Raw genomic sequence first — 16,967 nt, forward strand, 5'->3', positions numbered from 1 at the left:
GAGTGTGCTGCATGAGCCAACCGCAAGCTGCTGCACGAATTTTGGTTGTTGAAGATGAAAAAGAAATTGCTGGCTATTTGCGGCGTGGTTTGGCCTTCGAAGGTTTTACAGTTGAGGTTGCCCACGATGGGCCAACTGGGATTGCCGCTGCCCGTGAGCGACCCGCCGATCTGGTGATTCTCGATATTATGTTGCCGGGCATGGATGGCTTTGAGGTTTGTCGGCGGCTGCGAGCTGGCAGCGATGTGCCAATTATTATGTTGACGGCCAAAGAAACGGTGCCCGATCGGGTGATGGGCTTGGAAAGCGGCGCAGATGATTATCTAATCAAACCATTTGCCTTTGAAGAATTGCTGGCGCGGATTCGCGCCTTGCTGCGTCGCCATGTAGCCCGAACCGAAGGCCCAGTTGTGCTACAAGTCAATGGCTTGGAGATGAACACGGCTTCGCGCGAGGTCACGATTGCTGGCCGTGCTGTCCAACTAACTGCCAAAGAATACGAATTGCTCGAATTATTTATGCGCCATCCAGGCCAAGTGCTGACCCGTGATGTGATTTATGATCGGGTTTGGGGCTATGATTTCGGTGGCGAATCAAATATCATTGAGGTCTATGTGCGCTATCTGCGCCAAAAACTCGAAGAATCGGGCGAAGGCCGTATGCTCCACACCGTGCGCGGAGCTGGCTACATTTTACGTGAACAACCCTACGGTGAACGATGACCCTACGCTATCGGTTAACCTTCATTTCAGTTGCCTTTATGACCCTTGGATTATTAATTCTGGGGTTAACGCTCTATTCGGCGGAACGGGCGATTTTGCTCAACGGTGTGCGCGATGATTTGGTGCGGGCTACCAACCAAATTCAGAGCCAATATGCCGAGGCCAAAAAACCACTTGAGCGCTATTTTAGCGGCACAAGCGTTTCGTTGTTGCCAGTGCCCAACGAAGATTTTGAAGGTTCGCCGATTTCGGTGGCGGTGTATTATCCCAATGGTGTACGTTTGGCTTCAACGCCTTCGTTTATGGGCGAAGGCCCGACCCTCGATAGCACCGAGTTAGCCTCGGCACTAGAGAAAAATTCAGTTATTAGCACCAAACCCTCATCATATGGCCGCACGATGCAGGTGGTGTCGCCTTTGACTTTTGATCACACAGTGGTTGGGGTCTTGGTGGCCAGCCAATCGTTGCGCACGGTTGATCGGGCCTTGGATACGTTGTCGTTAGTGTTTTTGATTGCTGGCTCGCTCACGGTGGTGCTGATGTTTTTGGGCATTAGCCAAATCACTAAGCGCGGTTTACGCCCAATTGATATGATCGCCAACACCGCTGAGCAAATTGTCCGGGCCGAAGATTTGAGCCGTCGCATCGCCGTGGCCAACCCCCACGATGAGCTTGGGCGGCTAGCCACGATCACCAACGATTTGTTGGCGCGGATGGAAGGCTTGTTCAACACGCAAAAACGCTTGACCGCCGATGTTTCGCACGAATTGCGCACCCCCCTAGCGGCAATGCGCGGTAACCTTGAGGTGCTACGACGTGGAGCCATGCGCAACCCCGAATTGCTCAACGAATCGCTGAGCGACTTAGAACGTGAAGTTGCAAGGCTCAATCGTTTAGTCAACGACCTGCTGTTTTTGGCCCAAACCGAGGCTGGCGTGCAAATGCGCAGCGAACCAGTTGAGCTTGATACCTTGATTTTGGAAGTGTTCCGCGAATTGCGTCCACTGGCCGAGCATGTCAAACTGCAAATCGGCAGCGAAGATCAAGCAACCGTGATCGGTGATCGCGATCGGCTCAAGCAGGCAATGCTCAATTTGGCCTATAACGCGATTCAGCATACGCCTGAAGGCGGCGCAGTAACCCTCAGTTTGGAGCGCGTTGGGCGCGAAGTGGCTTTACGGGTGCAAGATACTGGCGAGGGTATTCCACCCGATATTCTGCCCAATATTTTCCAACGTTTCTATCGCGCCGACAAATCGCGGGTGCGCAAAGGCGGCGGGGCTGGCATTGGCCTCGCGATCGTTAAATGGATTACTGATGCCCATCGCGGCACAATCGAAGTGCGTTCGAATGTTGGCGAAGGCAGCCTTTTCACCTTGTGGTTACCACTCGCGCCCGCCACCGACCGCTTGATTACTGGGCAATTGCGTGAATCGCCCTCGCAACCATTGCCAATTGTTAAGTAAGGCTTTGGGCTATTGGCTATAAGGTTCCAACCCATCTCCCGATAGCCAATAACCCAAAGCCTATAGGCTCTACTCGGTTGGTAATTCGAGCTTTTTGAATAGCACGTTTGGCGCGGCCAACTCGCGGCCTGCTGGCAGATCGCTCCATTCCCAGCGGCCAATCCAGGTGCTTGGTTCGCAGGTTAGCACTTCGTGGCTATGTTGGTTTTCTTGGCGTTCTTCAAACAGCAATGGTCCGGCCAAATAGCCTTCGTTGCCCAAAAGCTCATGCAATTTTTGGCTGGTGAAGGGCAAAAATGGCGTGAACAAGGTGCGTAAATTGTTAATCGCTTGCAAGGCAACATACAAAATTGTACCACCGCGTTCACGATCAATTTTGAGCACTTTCCATGGTTCTTGGCTAGCCAAATATTCGTTGACCGACCGCGCCGCTGCCATGGTCGCGATCAAGGCGGCTTTGAAATGGGCTTGCTCTAATTCTTTGCCTACCGTTTCAAAAGCTGCCCGAACGGTTGCCAAGGCGGCTTCATCTTCGGCGGTCAGGACTTGCGGTGTGGGCACATGGCCAAAATTTTTGTGGGTAATTGAAAGCACCCGATTGACCAAATTGCCCCAAGTTGCCACCAATTCTTCGTTATTGCGCCGAATAAATTCACCCAACGACCACTCGGTATCCGAGGTTTCAGGGCCAGCAATCACCAAGAAATAGCGCAACGGATCAGGATCATACTGGGCCAAAAATTCACCCACAAATGGGATGCTATTGCCTTCGGCGCGTGATGATGAGATTTTCTCGCCGCCTGCCAAGGTCAAAAATTCGCTGCTAACAACTTCATAGGGCAATTCGAGTTCGCCATGGCCAATCAGCATGGCCGGCCAGATCACGCTATGAAACACAATATTATCTTTGCCCATGAAATAGTAGTGACGAGCTTCGGAGTTGAGCCACCAATCGCGCCAAGCCTCAGGCCGCCCCACCTTGATCGACCATTCAACTGCCGCCGAAAGATAGCCAATCACCGCATCAAACCAGACGTAAATCCGCTTGCTATCGAATTCTTCGCCTTCAACCGGAATTGGCACGCCCCACGTCAGGTCGCGGGTGATCGCGCGGGCTGGCACTTCTTCCAGCAAGCCCAACGAAAAGCGTTTAACATTTGGCCGCCAATGATTCTGGCTTTCGATCCATTCGCGCAAGCGTTCAACAAAGGCTGGCAAATTTAAGAAAAAGTGGGTCGTTGGCTTAAACACAGGTGTTGCGCCGCTCAGCGTCGAACGTGGCTCGATCAAATCAACTGGATCAAGCTGCTTACCACAGTTATCGCACTGATCACCACGGGCTTTGGTATAGCCACAGTGTGGGCAAGTGCCTTCAACGTAGCGATCGGGCAAAAAGCGTTTGTCGGCTTCGCTGTAGGTTCCAATCATTTCTTGGGAAAAAATATAGCCTTTTTCTTGCAAGCGAGTGAAAAACGCTTGGGTTATTTGGTAATGGTTTTCGGTTGAGGTGCGAGTAAACAAATCATACGACAAGCCCAAATCACGCAAATTGTTGCGAATTTCGGCGTTGTAGAAATCGGTTACTTCGCGTGGCGTTTTGCCCTCACGATCAGCTCGCACAGTGATCGGCGTACCATGATCGTCAGTGCCGCTGACCATCAGCACATTGTTTCCAACCAAGCGTTGATAGCGAGCAAATACATCGCTCGGCACGCCAAAACCTGCAACATGGCCAAGGTGCCGAGCGCCTGAAGCATAGGGCCAGGCAACCGCCACTAAAATATTTTTTGACATACACACATCCTTAACAACAACAATTGAGGGCAACAAAAAAACCGAGCGCAAGTCGCCCGGTTGTACGAATCAACGAGGTGGGCGCATCTTCTAGTTGGCGGGGATACCCGCCATGAAGCCGCCAGCGGTAAGGCGAATCCCTGCCCATAGCCAAAAATCGGCTGCTGCTTGCGCCGCTTCGGGGGAAGTTTTGGCTGTGGTTTGCTGGGTTTGCATTGGGTTTCCTCGCCTAGATAGGCCCATTGTACCACACTGGTTGGTTGCTCGTATAGGCCTAAAGCTGTAAGCGTTGGGGGACAGAACATAGAGCATAGAGCATAGTTAACCATGAAGGTTGGTTTTCGGCCACAGATTTATTTGATTATGTTTCAATGCTCTTAGGCTAACCCCTGAACCCTACGCTCTATGTTCTATGCTCTACTTAGACAACATCTCTTTGGCAGCGCGACGGCCAATTTCCACCGCGAAATTCGTGCCGCGATCCCATGGGTAGACTTGGCTCATACTCGCCCACCATAAATCTTCGAGCGGCGTTTTCAAAGCTGGAATCGATTGGCTATGGTTGACTGGCACAATTGGCTGAGCATAGGCTTCGCGATGCAACCAAACCCCTTCGACCCAATCCGGCTTGAATTGAGGATTGACCTTGATCAATGAAGGAATAAAGCGTTCGAGCAATTCTTCTTTGCTCAATTGAAAATACTCGTGCGATGGCTCCAGATAATCGCCAAGATAGACCAAATGCTGGCCGCCATAATGACGACGATCGATCATCTGGGTATGCTCAACCAAGGCCAAAAAGGGAAAATGCTTTTTGTCCATGTTCATCCAATACATACCGTTAGTCAGCGATTGTTTGAGTGCTACCGTCAACACCACCGCTCCAATCGATTTTAGTTGATCAAGCTTAGCGGTGTAGCTAGTGGGCAGATCGGGAGTCATGCGTTTGAGCAAACCAGGCGAAGTAGTCGAAAGCACTTGATCATAGATCGCTTGATCGTTGCTGATCACCAGCCAGCCTTGTTCAATTTTGCGTAGTTCTTGAACAGGGCTATTCAAGCGAATTGTGCCGCCCTTTTGACGCACCGCCTCGGCCATACGTTCGCCCAAGGCTTGAAAGCCGCCGCGAAAATAGCCGAGTTTGAAGGTACGCGAGGCGATCCGTGCCCAAAACCAGGCTGCATTAACTTCGGGTGTGTATGGCCCAAACTTGCCTTCAAGCACAGGTTTCCACATGGCTTCGTAGGCGGGCTTGCCCATGAGCTTTTGAATGTAGCGCTCGGCGGTGGTTTGTTCGAGGTGTTGCCAGCGATCAATAATCGCCAAAAATTTAAGCCAAGCCCCGCCAGTAGCATTACGCAAACGGTTGAATACTGAGAGGTGGGGATAGGTCAAGAGCGGAATGATCCCACCAATTTCAATCGAGCCACGCTGAGCATCCCATTGACCTGAAACTGGACTGTTGAAAAAGAGCAAATCATCGGCGCGAATTTCTTTAATAAAATCTAGCAGCGCCTTATCCGAGCCAAAAATATGATGATAGAACTTTTCCAGCGACCAATCCCAGCCTTCAGCCTGAAAGCCCGCAGCTAAGCCACCAACTTGGGGTGCAGCCTCATATACGGTGACCTTGTGACCAGCACAAGCCAAATCATAGGCGGCGCTTAATCCGGCGAAGCCTGCCCCAATTACTGCAATTGTTTTCAACGGAGTACCTCAACTTCAGCATGCGGCAGATTCGCCGACTCGCCTAATTCATCTCGCAAAGCGGCCTCACGCTGTTGAATGCGATTTTCGGCAGCGTGACTTTCGTTGACAGCTTGATCAAATTCGTTCCAAGCCACCCGCTCACGCCACATATACCAAAAACCAAGCACGGTAATTGGAATCCACAGGGCCAGGTGCAGCACCAAGGTATAGCCTGTGGCGATACTTTCGGCCACATTGAACGATTTCAGAACGCTAATTCCAGCGGCATCAAAAGTTCCAGCGCCACCAGGGGCAGCCGGAATGATCAAGGCCAAGTTGGCGACGGCAGTCATCAACATCAGCACATCAAACGAGACATGAAAATCGAAGGCCTGCATAATAAACCAATATTTAGTGGTTTCAGTCAGCCAGATCGCGGTTGAAGTGACGAAAATCATTAGCATCTCGCGCGGGGAGCGTAACGAGTGCAAGCCCAACATAATTTTATCAAACAAGCCATGGGCTTTGCTATGAAAGCGTTGGGGCACGATGCTGCGCAAGGCCCACGAATACAACTGCTCGGTGCGGCGTTGGTTCGTGGCAATCATCAAGAAAACCACCAGCGCAACCCCAAACAGTATCGATGAAATAATCACCAAGTTATTCCAGAGGGTTGGTAAATCGATAAAAGGCAAGGTAACAAACACAAATAAGAGCATCACCAAGCCATCAAACAAGCGTTCGAGGATGACGGTCGTGAGCGATGCGCCCATGCCGATGCCTTCTTTGCGCTTGAGCACATACGAACGAATCACTTCTCCGGCACGGGCGGGGTAGACATTATTGCCCATGTAGCCAATCACGACCACTGGGAACAAGCGGCGGATCGAAACCGCTTTGATGTGACGGAGCATATAGTGCCAACGCCACGTTCTGGCCCAAACAGCCCCGAAGTAGACCACAACCCCAGGAATAATCCACCAATAATTGGCGGTGCTTAGCGCATCCCAGAAGCCAGCCCAATCGAGGCCATTAAACGACCACCACAAAAAGAATGCACTAATCGCGATTCCAAACCATAATTTTGGTCGTCGCACAGCGTCCTCCACCATGCTAGTAGCCATTGCTACCAGCCGTACTTCAATGTCAATGCTGCGATGTGTGCCGCGCTGTGTGATATAGCATCACACCACACACCCAACTTAAGATCATAGCCGATCGGCGACAAGACTGCAAATAGCCCAATAGGTTGAGTTTTGCCACTCACTAGCACTATTTTGGCTAGGTCTGATTGTCATTAATTAATCGCAGCCAATTGCCAAACTGGATTAATTAAATGACACTGGTTGTCACACCAAAACCATATACTCAGGCCAGCAAACGCAATAAAAGCCCATTTCGTTAACAAATAGGCCTTGATTATAACGAACGTTTGTGCTAAAATATTCGTTACTGGGTTATCGACAACGTACCATAGAAAGCGAGTACATCCATGTATCGCAAAATGATTGTATATGATCGAAAGACTGGCGATTTTGCTATGTATCTTGATGGGGAATTAGTCGGTTATGCTCCAACCTACCTCGAAGCTGAAACGCGGCTCAATCAATTAGTCTATCAACTGCTCACCAAAACTGGCGCAGCCTAAAATACAACAACCCACGGTATTTGCCGTGGGTTGTCGGTTTAAGTTTAGAATGAAACTTGAATTAAGGTTGGTTTGAGTCGATTGGTGGGGTAATCAACTCCTTCATGGGCGACACCAGCATAAAATGTCATGCGATCTTCGCGCTGTTTGATTTGCACGCGCCCAATAATTGTAGCTTCTTCGCCTGGATACAGGTAATCAAATTTGTTAGGGTCGTACCATTGCTCGGGGCTGCGCGGCGAGATTGCCCAACGGAAGGGGTAGCGAAAACCTGAACCGCCATTGCCATCCCAATCGATTGCCACCCGCCACAAGCCACCACCAAGGTTAGCATATTGTTCGTTTTCAATCGACGAATAGCTTTGGTTGGTGCTGTAGGTGTAGCCTGAAGCCGGGCCAAAGGTGCGCAAAGCCACATCGCTATTATTTTTAACCTTGAACGTGACGGTGATCAGATCATTTAATAAGATCTGCTCGGGGCCAATTTCAACGCTGAGCACATCGAGCGCCCCGATCCCAGCACTGCTAAGGGTTACATCACCACGCTTGGTCACGCGGTTGCCACGACCATCATCAGCTCGCAATTCATATTGATAGATGCCAGCCGCTAAAATACCGCCAACTACAGGCCGCCCCGACCAAGCCTCGCTATGTTCGCCCAAGCCTTGTAACTCACGATTGAGAATTGGATAGCGCGTCGCATTACTTGGGTCAATCACATCCAATGAGACGGTTGCGGTAATTGGCAAACGATACGAGAAGGTTGTAAAATCTTCGACTGCATCATCATTTGGCGAAAATGGATTGGGCGTAACCCGCAGATCATACACATCAAAGCTATCGCTTGGCGCTTGATCGATTTGCAAATTCAGCCGTTGAGCCGCAGCATTTTCGGCTTCAACTACCACCGTGTAACTACCACTGGGCAATAAACGATTCGTATCTGCATCAACTGGCACACTGCCATCGAACAGCACTTGATACGAATCCTTGGATGGCTCGCGGGTAACTGCTTGACGCAACGCATAACGCTCGCCAGCACTGGTTTCGAGCCAAATCGAAACCTTGGTTGGTTGCCCAACTAGATAGCTGATTGTGGTGGTGCGCGGACCAGTATTCAAGTTGATAATTGACTCGCTGAGCGTCACTTCGCCAAGCGTTGCGCCTGAGCCACAGCCAATTAAGAGTACCAAGCCAAATCCTAAACCGAATAAATAATTAAGCTTCTTTCGCAAGATTGGTTGCCTCCGACTCGATCAGGCCATAACGATGGGCGAAGATGCTCATTGCCACAATCCCCAACAACACGCCAAACCACAAGGTGCAAAAGCGAATCACAATCGTGGCGGCGGTTGCAGCGCCCTCGCCTAATTTGACCAAGGTGGTAATCAATAAGGTGCTGGAAACTTCTGAAGCTCCCAAACCACCTGGTAAGAATGATACCAGACCAAATAGCGTCGAGGCGGCAAAAATAAAGGTCGATTGTAACAAAAGTGATCCAGATGCTTCGGCTCCAAAGCCACGTAGCACATAATACATGGCCACACATTCGCCAGCCCACGACACCACCGAAATAATCGTCGAGACCACCAATAAACGTCCGCTGAGCAATTCGGCGCTGCTTTCATAAAAGCTATGCAATGGTTTGGCAAAACGAGCCAAGCGCCCACGTTCCAACCAAGCAATAAAACCGAGGGCAATTCGGCGATTTTGGAACAACGCCAAACCAAGCACACTCAAAATCACCAGCACCACAAATACTGGGCGAGCTGGCGGATACAACGCTAAGCCTGTGGCCATCAGCAACAGCATCGCCAAGCCATCGGTCAAGCGTTCGGCCAGCACAATTGGCGCTGAGCGGCTGATTGGCGTGCCATTCAAGCGTTTAAGCAAGCCCGATTTAAGTACCTCGCCAACTTTGCCGGGCGTGACCGCCATCACCATACCAGCGGTAAACAGCAAAGCACTTTGGCCATAACTTACATTCGTGCCTTGACCTAGCTTGCGCAGATAGTAATCCCACTTGAGCCAGCGCAACACATAATTGAAAATCGTAAAGCCCAGCACTGCTGGTAGCATCAGCCAATTAAAGGTACTGAGGCTATCACCAACTTTGCCAATATCGCTAAACAGGGCTAGGCCAAGCATCACAATCACGCCCAGCACCACTGAAATAACCACTTTTGAACGTAATGATTTATCCACACAAGCTCCTTAGGCCAGGTATTGTTCGGGTTTTTGATCACAACGTCTGATTATACTCCATCCCTCATGGCCTTGATTTGGAACCAGCTTGTTACCAGCATGGAACCTTTTTCGGAACCTCGGCTACCTATACTAGCAATTGTTAAGTATTCTTATCAAGAAAGTCATCAAAGAGGTGTGTGGTGGTTGATGTGGTTACTTTAGCGGGAAGTCCAGCGCCCCGCTCAACAGCAGCAGCACTTTTGGAGCATTCCAAAACAATTTTAGAGCGCCATGCACTGGTAGTTAAATCGATGAGTGTGCGTGATATTCCACCCGAGGAATTAATCGGCCAAGCCCAATTTAGCCCAGCAGTGCGCCATTATAGCCAACTGATTCGCCAAGCAGGGGCATTAATTGTGGCAACGCCAGTTTACAAGGATACTTATGCTGAATTATTACGGGCCTGGCTTAATTTACTTCCAGCAGGAATTCTACGGAATACGCTGGTATTGCCAATAATCACTGGTTCATCGGCGCGAACCGAAGCCCAAATCTATACTGACTTGGCAGCGCGCTTTCGCCAACTTGGAGCTAAGCATATTATTCCAAGCCTGTTTGCGGCTGAGCAGCAAATTCAGCTGATCGGATCAAAATTACCACCACGGATTCATCGCAGTTTAGAAGAACGCTTGGGGCTAGCACTTGATGATATCGCCCAGCAATTAGGGGTTTTGCCATTGGTAGCAGTGGCCTAAGGAGCAGATCATGGCACGCCGTTTTTCAATTGGTTGGCACCGTTTGGCCTTGGCTTTAATCGTAGGGCTTTTGGCAAGCTGTGGCTCCACCAGCAATGATGCTGCTTCAGATGGACAAACGAGCACCCGCAGCCTACGGATCGGCTATCAAAAAGGTGGCTCGTTGCCAATTCTCAAGGGCAACGGCACTCTTGAGAATCGGCTCAGGGATGTCAAGGTCGAATGGATTGAGTTTGCCGCTGGGCCGCCATTGCTCGAAGCGCTGAATACAGGCAGCATCGATCTTGGTTCGACTGGCCAAACCCCGCCGATTTTTGCCCAAGCTGCTGGTACGCCATTGGTTTATGTCGCTTCGGTCGCGGCTTCGCCAACTGGTCAAGCCTTACTTGTGCCTAAAGATTCACCAATTCAAAGTGTCAGCGAACTCAAGGGCAAAAAAGTTGCCTTCGCCAAAGGTTCGAGCGCCCATTATTTTGCGATTGATGTTTTACGCGAAGCAGGCTTGCAATACAGCGAGATTGAGCCAGCATTTCTAACTCCGCCCGATGCGCGGCCTGCCTTCGATGGTGGCAGCGTCGATGCTTGGATTATTTGGGAACCCTATTTGACGATTGCGCTCAAGGCAACCGATGCGCGAGTTTTGCACGATGGATCGAGCCTTGCGCCCAGCCATAGCTATTACTTAGCAGCCAAAAGCTTTGCCGAGCAACATCCCGATCTGGTCAGCGCAACCTTAGAAGAAATTCAAAAAGTTGAGCAATGGTCGCAGCAAGAACCCCAAGCAGTTGCCAAGATTCTGGCCCCAGTGATTGGGGTAGATGCGGCAATCTTAGAAGAAGTGGCCAAAAAACAGGCCTTTGGGCTTAGCCCAATCAATGACACAATTGTCAATGAGCAGCAACAAATTGCCGATACCTTTTTTGAATTAGGCTTAATTCCCAAAAAGGTCAGCATTCGCGAAGCAATTTGGACGTGGCAACCAGCCCAAGCCAGCGCTCAGTAGCGTCGATCTGTATAATCATCAGTGATGATTTCCTGCTGTCGTTGGTGTTCGCTGGGGTGGTGTGACCCAACGACAGCGCTCATTGATAAAGGAGCTTGGCTCGATGGAAATCCTATGGTTTATTCCAACCCACGGCGATGGGCGCTATCTTGCCTCGACCGTGGCCAGCCGCTCGACAACGTTTCCCTATTTGCGCCAAATTGCCCAGGCAGTCGATGAATTGGGCTTTACGGGGGCATTGCTACCAACTGGCCATTATTGCGAAGATGCGTGGGTCTTGGCCTCGGCACTATCAGCAGTCACGCGCCAGATGAAATTTTTGGTGGCAATTCGCCCAGGCCTCATGCTACCTGGCCCCGCTGTACGCATGGCTTCAACCTTCGATCGCATCTCAAACGGACGCTTGTTGATCAATGTGGTTGCTGGTGGTGATAGCGCCGAAGTTGCCAGCGATGGCTTGCATCTTGACCATGATCAACGTTATGCCCTGACCGACGAATTTTTGGAAGTTTGGCGGCGTGTGTTGGCTGGCGAACATGTAACCCTCGAAGGCCAACATATTCATGTGACCGATGGCAAATTACTGTTACCGCCAGTTCAACAACCGCATCCGCCGCTCTATTTTGGTGGCTCCTCGCCAGCAGCGCTCGAAGTTGCCGCCAAACATGTGGATGTCTACCTGACTTGGGGCGAGCCGCCAGCCCAAGTTGCCGAGAAAATTGCCCAAGTTCGGGCTTTGGCTGCCAAGCATGGCCGCACGCTGCGTTTCGGCATGCGCATGCATGTGATCGTGCGCGAAACCAACCAAGCCGCTTGGGATGCCGCCAACGATCTGATTCGTTATGTTGATGATGCGGCAATTGCCAATGCTCAAGCCGCCTTTGCCAAGATGGACTCAGTTGGTCAAAAGCGCATGCAAGCCTTGCATAATGGCAATCGCAACCAACTTGAAGTTAGTCCGAATTTGTGGGCGGGCGTTGGCTTAGTGCGCGGTGGTGCAGGCACAGCCCTCGTCGGCGATGCTGGAACTGTCGCTGAACGCATGCTCGAATACAACGAACTAGGCATCGATACCTTTGTGCTTTCAGGCTATCCCCATTTGGAAGAAGCCTATCGCGTGGCTGAATTGTTGTTCCCACGCTTGCCCTTGGGCAGCAAACCAACTCCGCCAGCCAACCAAACTGGGATCTTTGGCGAACTGTTGCAGTTGCATGAGTTTTCGCGGCGCGAGCCAGCCCCAACTGGGCAGTAGTTGTAGGGATCAGGGGCTATTGATCCACGAAGGACACGAAGAACACGAATGGCAATTCAATCATCAATCTGTGGAATTCGTGCTCTTCGTGGCTAAAAAACTTTATGCTGATCCCTAGACCCTGACCCCTAAAATAAGGAGCCTTAGCAATGGCATTGGCGATTGAACAACCAACAACCACGCCGCGCTCAGCCAAACGGCTGCAATTACGCCAATTAGGCCAACGCTGGCTCCCATGGCTGGTGCCAATTGTGCTAATTGGAGTCTGGCAACTTGCAGCAACGATTGGCTGGTTGAGTGCTCGCGTCTTGCCAGCACCCAGCACAATTCTGCAAACAACCTGGGAGCTTTTGCTGCACCAGAATTTGCTTGGCGATATTGCAGTTAGCACCCGTCGGGCGCTGTTTGGTTTAGCAATTGGCGGCAGCCTTGGCTTTATCTTTGGCCTGCTGAATGGCACATTTCCAACTAGTGAGCGCCTGTTTGATAGCACCTTTCAAATGATTCGCAATATTCCCCATTTGGCGTTGCTGCCATTGGTGATTTTATGGTTTGGCATTGGCGAAACATCACGCCTATTTTTGGTAGCTTTTGGCGTGTTCTTCCCGCTGTATCTGAATACCTATCACGGTGTCCGCAGCATTGATCCCAATCTGCGCGAGATGGGCATTGTTTATGGGTTATCAAAATGGGGCTTGTTTCGCCATATTATTTTTCCTGGAGCCTTACCCTCAATTTTGGTTGGCCTACGCTTTGCCTTGGGGGTAATGTGGTTGACCTTAATCGTCGCCGAGAGTTTGGCATCGAACGCTGGTATTGGCCATTTGACCATGAATGCCCGCGAATTTATGCAAACTGATGTGTTGGTAATGGGCATCGTAATTTATGCTCTGCTCGGCAAATTGGCCGATACAATCGCTCGTTTGATTGAACGCCGCAGCCTTCGTTGGCGCGTTGGCGCATAAACAACAAATCTCGTAGGAGTGTGTGTGATGAGTATCCGTGGAGTTGAATTAGGTTTACGTGGCTTGGGCAAGGCAATTGCCAATCGGACAATTTTGCACGACATCAACCTTGAGATTAAACCTGGCGAATTTATCGCGATCATCGGCAAAAGTGGCTGTGGCAAAACAACCTTGTTGCGCTTGATTGCAGGCCTAACCGAGCCAACCATCGGCCAAGTAGCACTCGATAATAGCCCATTGGCAGGCTTGAATCCTGCCGCCCGCGTGATGTTTCAAGATGCGCGTTTATTGCCTTGGAAGCGAGTTTGGGAGAATGTTGCCCTCGGTTTGCCCAACCTTAATCCTGAACATGCCCTACAAGCCTTGCATCAAGTTGGCCTTGCTGATCGCGCCTATGATTGGCCATTGGGTTTATCAGGTGGCGAACGTCAACGCTTAGCGCTAGCCCGTGCGATCGCCAATATGCCAAGTTTATTGCTGCTTGATGAACCATTTGGTGCACTTGATGCCCTGACACGAATCGAAATGCAGCAATTGGTTGAGCAACTTTGGCGAGCACAGGGCTTCACCGCTATTCTGGTTACCCACGATGTTGAAGAAGCGATCGCCTTGGCGGATCGGGTGTTATTGATTCAGAATCAGCATATTGCGCTCAATTTACCGATTCACCTACCACGCAGCCGCCAACGTGGTAGTGCCGAATTCGCTGCAATCAAAGAGCAATTGCTCGGCGCGATTTTTGGGGCAGGCTATCCATTGACCAGTCGCGTGGTTGGGGCATAAAAGAGCAAATAATATAGAACATAGGATTCAGGGGCTAGGGGTCAGGGCTTAGGGTTGAGTTCTGATAGCCATCAATACTTTTCGCCTAAACTCAATATCTAGCTCCTGAATCCTAAGCCCTGACCCCAACTCTATGCCTCTGCGTTCAATCCCGCTCCCCGAACTCTTTGCTCTCTGTTCTATGTTCTTTGCTCTCTGTTCTATGGTATGCTATAAACTCTGAACGAACGCTTATCTATAGCCTATCGCCCATAGCCTATAGCCTATAATCATGCTACCAATTGCCGATTTTGATTATCACTTGCCACCTGAACGCATCGCCCAAACGCCAGTTGAGCCACGCGACCATTCACGCCTATTGGTGCTCAACCGCGCTACGGGCCAGCTTGAGCATCGCCATTTTTATGAAATTGGGCGCTATTTGCGGCCTGGAGATCTGTTGGTTGCCAACGATAGTCGCGTTTTGCCCGCCCGTTTGTATGGACAAAAAGCCAGCGGTGGCAAAACCGAGCTACTGCTGCTCAAACAACGCGATGCCCAACGCTGGGAAGCATTGATCAAAGGTAAGGTTGCAGTTGGCACAAATTTAATTATCACTGGCCATAACGGGGCACAAATCCAAGCGTCCGTTGAGGAGTTGTTGGAGAGCGGCAGTCGAATTGTTTGCTTTGAGCAACCAATTAATGATCGATTGCCCGAACTTGGCTCAATGCCCACCCCGCCGTATATAACTGCCCCACTGACTGATCCTGAGCGTTATCAAACGGTTTATAGCGCTCAAGCAGGCTCAGCCGCCGCCCCAACCGCTGGCTTACACTGGACACCAGAATTAATCGAGCAAGTTAAGGCTCTTGGTGTTGGTTGGGCCAACGTTACCTTGCACGTTGGGCTAGATACGTTTCGGCCTGTGCAAACTGAAAACGCGCTGGAGCATCAAATCCATAGCGAATGGTATGAGCTTTCAGTCGAAACCGCCCAAGCAATTAACGCAACTCGCGCCGCTGGTGGGCGAATCATCACGGTTGGCACAACCAGCACCCGCGTGCTGGAAACCGTGGCTCAAGCCCAAGGCCTAAGCTTGACCGACGGTGAAATTCAGGCGGCGGCGGGCTGGAGTAGTATTTATATCTACCCACCCTATGAATATCGCGTGGTCAATAGCTTGATCACCAATTTTCACTTGCCTAAATCGACCTTGTTGCTCTTGGTAAGTGCTTTGGCGGGGCATGATTTGATTATGCAAGCCTATGCCGAGGCCGTCGAACGCCAGTATCGATTCTTCTCGTTTGGCGATGCCATGCTGATTATCTAATTGTTGATCCACGAAGAGCACGAAGTTACACGAAGTTTTTGATGGGTAGTTTCGTGCCCTTTGTGAATTGTGATTAGCCCTTTTGCTGAGCTTGATAGGCTTGCCACAAGGCTTGAGGATCTTCGGCATAGAGCATGATATGGCCACACTCACCGCAAATCGCACAGGTTACCCACGTATCAACCCCGCCCTTGGCAAAAACCGCCTTAGGATTGGTATAGACTGTCACCATCAAACGTTCATAGCGTTTTTCCATCTCGTGAATGGTTGCAGTCGGAATAATTTTGTCGGATCGACACATCGCACACTGAACAGGCAACATCTAAGCCTTCCCTTCTAAATGTGCAGCTATGCTTCATGGTTAAAACCTTCAGCCTGCTACATCAACGATTGAATACTGGTTGCATCAAATCAAGCTCCGGCATGCTGATCGGCACGCTCACTTGCAGCGTATTCAAATCCAAGATCCGCAGGGCAGTATGATATGTGTTCAAATCGTAGGTGGTGAAGGCAATTCGCTGATCAAGCCATTGCGGGTTGAAGGCATTATCTTGCAATAAGGTTGGTTCACTGCCATCACGCTTGATTGTATAGATCGTATTACTCGCGATATCTCCGCCAACCATGGAACTAGCAAAAAATACATAGGCTAATTGCTGGCTATCAGGCGACCAAATTGGACTTTGGGCACGTCCACGAGCTTTGGTTAATTGCTGTAAGCCTTGAGCATCAGGCTGAATCAAATACAATTCACGGCCCGCTGATTCTTCATCACTAAACCCACGCGATGAACTAAATGCGATCAAACTGCCATCAGGCGACCATCGTGGCATCCAATCTTGGGCTGGATCGTTGGTCAGTTGCAACACGTTACTACCATCACGATTGATGCGATAAATTTCATCATTGCCCGAACGATTGGATTGAAAGACCAATTGTTGTCCATCAGGTGACCAACTTGGGTGTTGATCGTCGCCAGCCTCAGTGGTTACTTGAACCAAATTACTGCCATCTGCAGCACTGATATAAATGTTGAAGCCATCGCTATCTTGCACCGCAAAGGCCAACTCATTACCATCAGGCGACCAAGTTGGGTCAAGCGCCATCGGAAAATCAGGATTGAGCACTTGGGCAGGGCTGCCGTCAAGCGCCGCCAGCATAATTGTCACAGCGTTGGGCTGATTGGCAACAAATGCCAAGCGTTGCGGTACATCGCCCACGGTTGGCGTTGCAATAGCTACAATTGTAGGGGTTGAAGGCACACTAGTTGGTTGGCTAGTTGGTTCGACAGTTGTGCTCATACAGCCAGTTAAACAACCAAACAAGCCAAGTAATGTTAAGCTACGCACAAGGTTCATAGGTTCCTCACACAGATTTCGATCATTTGGAAA

Annotated in this window: 17 protein-coding genes; 9 read left to right on the top strand and 8 right to left on the bottom strand. The window is 50.4% G+C overall.

Annotated elements, in window-relative coordinates; genetic code table 11:
• Window positions 1–11 precede the first annotated feature (11 nt).
• Together ABEB26_RS19420 and ABEB26_RS19425 are read left to right on the top strand one after the other, a co-directional pair.
• Window positions 12–722 (top strand): response regulator transcription factor, encoded by a 711-nt coding sequence (locus tag ABEB26_RS19420; RefSeq protein WP_012190338.1) that lies wholly within the window; start codon window positions 12–14, stop codon window positions 720–722.
• Window positions 719–2,188, top strand: a complete 1,470-nt coding sequence (locus ABEB26_RS19425; protein ID WP_345723705.1) for a sensor histidine kinase — start codon at window positions 719–721, stop codon at window positions 2,186–2,188. The genes ABEB26_RS19420 and ABEB26_RS19425 overlap by 4 nt, the downstream gene beginning before the upstream one ends.
• Window positions 2,189–2,257: 69 nt before the next feature.
• Here ABEB26_RS19425 and metG read toward each other — a convergent pair whose 3' ends face one another.
• The 4 genes from metG to ABEB26_RS19445 form a co-directional block, all read right to left on the bottom strand.
• Window positions 2,258–3,982 carry a methionine--tRNA ligase gene (gene metG, locus ABEB26_RS19430; protein ID WP_345723706.1) on the bottom strand — a complete coding sequence of 575 codons (1,725 nt, stop codon included), beginning with the start codon at window positions 3,980–3,982 and terminating at the stop codon, window positions 2,258–2,260.
• A 90-nt stretch (window positions 3,983–4,072) separates the two neighbouring features.
• Window positions 4,073–4,198 carry a hypothetical protein gene (locus ABEB26_RS19435; protein ID WP_345723707.1) on the bottom strand — a complete coding sequence of 42 codons (126 nt, stop codon included), beginning with the start codon at window positions 4,196–4,198 and terminating at the stop codon, window positions 4,073–4,075.
• A 201-nt stretch (window positions 4,199–4,399) separates the two neighbouring features.
• Complete coding sequence (locus tag ABEB26_RS19440) at window positions 4,400–5,689, bottom strand: NAD(P)/FAD-dependent oxidoreductase (protein ID WP_345723708.1); 1,290 nt, start codon at window positions 5,687–5,689, stop codon at window positions 4,400–4,402.
• Window positions 5,686–6,768 carry a lysylphosphatidylglycerol synthase transmembrane domain-containing protein gene (locus tag ABEB26_RS19445; protein ID WP_345723709.1) on the bottom strand — a complete coding sequence of 361 codons (1,083 nt, stop codon included), beginning with the start codon at window positions 6,766–6,768 and terminating at the stop codon, window positions 5,686–5,688. The genes ABEB26_RS19440 and ABEB26_RS19445 overlap by 4 nt, the downstream gene beginning before the upstream one ends.
• A 395-nt stretch (window positions 6,769–7,163) precedes the next feature.
• Here ABEB26_RS19445 and ABEB26_RS19450 point away from each other — a divergent pair, with 395 nt between their 5' ends.
• Window positions 7,164–7,319, top strand: a complete 156-nt coding sequence (locus tag ABEB26_RS19450; RefSeq protein ID WP_164689389.1) for a hypothetical protein — start codon at window positions 7,164–7,166, stop codon at window positions 7,317–7,319.
• A gap of 44 nt (window positions 7,320–7,363) precedes the next feature.
• Here ABEB26_RS19450 and ABEB26_RS19455 read toward each other — a convergent pair whose 3' ends face one another.
• Both ABEB26_RS19455 and ABEB26_RS19460 read right to left on the bottom strand, forming a co-directional pair.
• The gene (locus ABEB26_RS19455; RefSeq protein WP_345723710.1) at window positions 7,364–8,512 is read right to left on the bottom strand and encodes a hypothetical protein; all 1,149 of its coding nucleotides are present in this window, start codon (window positions 8,510–8,512) and stop codon (window positions 7,364–7,366) included.
• A gap of 25 nt (window positions 8,513–8,537) precedes the next feature.
• Complete coding sequence (locus ABEB26_RS19460; protein ID WP_345723711.1) at window positions 8,538–9,524, bottom strand: lysylphosphatidylglycerol synthase transmembrane domain-containing protein; 987 nt, start codon at window positions 9,522–9,524, stop codon at window positions 8,538–8,540.
• 182 nt (window positions 9,525–9,706) lie between these two features.
• Between ABEB26_RS19460 and ABEB26_RS19465 the strand changes: the two genes are divergently transcribed.
• The 6 genes from ABEB26_RS19465 (at window position 9,707) to queA (ending at window position 15,576) form a co-directional block, all read left to right on the top strand.
• On the top strand, window positions 9,707–10,261 hold the full coding sequence (locus tag ABEB26_RS19465) for an NAD(P)H-dependent oxidoreductase (RefSeq protein ID WP_345723712.1): 555 nt from the start codon (window positions 9,707–9,709) through the stop codon (window positions 10,259–10,261).
• 10 nt (window positions 10,262–10,271) lie between these two features.
• Window positions 10,272–11,264, top strand: coding sequence for a sulfonate ABC transporter substrate-binding protein (locus ABEB26_RS19470; RefSeq protein ID WP_345723713.1), 993 nt, complete (start codon window positions 10,272–10,274; stop codon window positions 11,262–11,264).
• A gap of 103 nt (window positions 11,265–11,367) precedes the next feature.
• Window positions 11,368–12,516 carry an FMNH2-dependent alkanesulfonate monooxygenase gene (ssuD, locus tag ABEB26_RS19475; protein ID WP_345723714.1) on the top strand — a complete coding sequence of 383 codons (1,149 nt, stop codon included), beginning with the start codon at window positions 11,368–11,370 and terminating at the stop codon, window positions 12,514–12,516.
• A gap of 149 nt (window positions 12,517–12,665) precedes the next feature.
• Window positions 12,666–13,481 (top strand): ABC transporter permease subunit, encoded by an 816-nt coding sequence (locus tag ABEB26_RS19480; RefSeq protein ID WP_345723715.1) that lies wholly within the window; start codon window positions 12,666–12,668, stop codon window positions 13,479–13,481.
• 27 nt (window positions 13,482–13,508) lie between these two features.
• Window positions 13,509–14,264 (top strand): ABC transporter ATP-binding protein, encoded by a 756-nt coding sequence (locus ABEB26_RS19485; protein ID WP_345723716.1) that lies wholly within the window; start codon window positions 13,509–13,511, stop codon window positions 14,262–14,264.
• Window positions 14,265–14,535: 271 nt separating this feature from the next.
• Window positions 14,536–15,576 carry a tRNA preQ1(34) S-adenosylmethionine ribosyltransferase-isomerase QueA gene (queA, locus tag ABEB26_RS19490; RefSeq protein WP_345723717.1) on the top strand — a complete coding sequence of 347 codons (1,041 nt, stop codon included), beginning with the start codon at window positions 14,536–14,538 and terminating at the stop codon, window positions 15,574–15,576.
• A gap of 73 nt (window positions 15,577–15,649) precedes the next feature.
• Here the strand turns inward: queA and ABEB26_RS19495 are convergent, their stop codons facing one another.
• Window positions 15,650–15,898, bottom strand: coding sequence for a hypothetical protein (locus ABEB26_RS19495; protein WP_345723718.1), 249 nt, complete (start codon window positions 15,896–15,898; stop codon window positions 15,650–15,652).
• Between the two features lie 61 nt (window positions 15,899–15,959).
• The gene (locus tag ABEB26_RS19500) at window positions 15,960–16,934 is read right to left on the bottom strand and encodes a TolB family protein (protein ID WP_345723719.1); all 975 of its coding nucleotides are present in this window, start codon (window positions 16,932–16,934) and stop codon (window positions 15,960–15,962) included.
• Window positions 16,935–16,967: the final 33 nt, after the last annotated feature.

It is taken from the genome of Herpetosiphon gulosus, from assembly GCF_039545135.1.
Classification (GTDB): Bacteria; Chloroflexota; Chloroflexia; order Chloroflexales; family Herpetosiphonaceae; genus Herpetosiphon; species Herpetosiphon gulosus.

What these genes read in the sequence shown, in the direction of transcription:
- ABEB26_RS19420 (WP_012190338.1), top strand. Translation starts at nt 12, where the DNA reads ATGAGCCAACCGCAAGCTGCTGCACGAATTTTGGTTGTTGAAGATGAA.
- ABEB26_RS19425 (WP_345723705.1), top strand. Translation starts at nt 719, where the DNA reads ATGACCCTACGCTATCGGTTAACCTTCATTTCAGTTGCCTTTATGACC.
- metG (WP_345723706.1), bottom strand. Translation starts at nt 3,982, where the DNA reads ATGTCAAAAAATATTTTAGTGGCGGTTGCCTGGCCCTATGCTTCAGGC.
- ABEB26_RS19435 (WP_345723707.1), bottom strand. Translation starts at nt 4,198, where the DNA reads ATGCAAACCCAGCAAACCACAGCCAAAACTTCCCCCGAAGCGGCGCAA.
- ABEB26_RS19450 (WP_164689389.1), top strand. Translation starts at nt 7,164, where the DNA reads ATGTATCGCAAAATGATTGTATATGATCGAAAGACTGGCGATTTTGCT.
- ABEB26_RS19470 (WP_345723713.1), top strand. Translation starts at nt 10,272, where the DNA reads ATGGCACGCCGTTTTTCAATTGGTTGGCACCGTTTGGCCTTGGCTTTA.
- ssuD (WP_345723714.1), top strand. Translation starts at nt 11,368, where the DNA reads ATGGAAATCCTATGGTTTATTCCAACCCACGGCGATGGGCGCTATCTT.
- ABEB26_RS19480 (WP_345723715.1), top strand. Translation starts at nt 12,666, where the DNA reads ATGGCATTGGCGATTGAACAACCAACAACCACGCCGCGCTCAGCCAAA.
- ABEB26_RS19485 (WP_345723716.1), top strand. Translation starts at nt 13,509, where the DNA reads ATGAGTATCCGTGGAGTTGAATTAGGTTTACGTGGCTTGGGCAAGGCA.
- queA (WP_345723717.1), top strand. Translation starts at nt 14,536, where the DNA reads ATGCTACCAATTGCCGATTTTGATTATCACTTGCCACCTGAACGCATC.
- ABEB26_RS19495 (WP_345723718.1), bottom strand. Translation starts at nt 15,898, where the DNA reads ATGTTGCCTGTTCAGTGTGCGATGTGTCGATCCGACAAAATTATTCCG.
- ABEB26_RS19500 (WP_345723719.1), bottom strand. Translation starts at nt 16,934, where the DNA reads ATGAACCTTGTGCGTAGCTTAACATTACTTGGCTTGTTTGGTTGTTTA.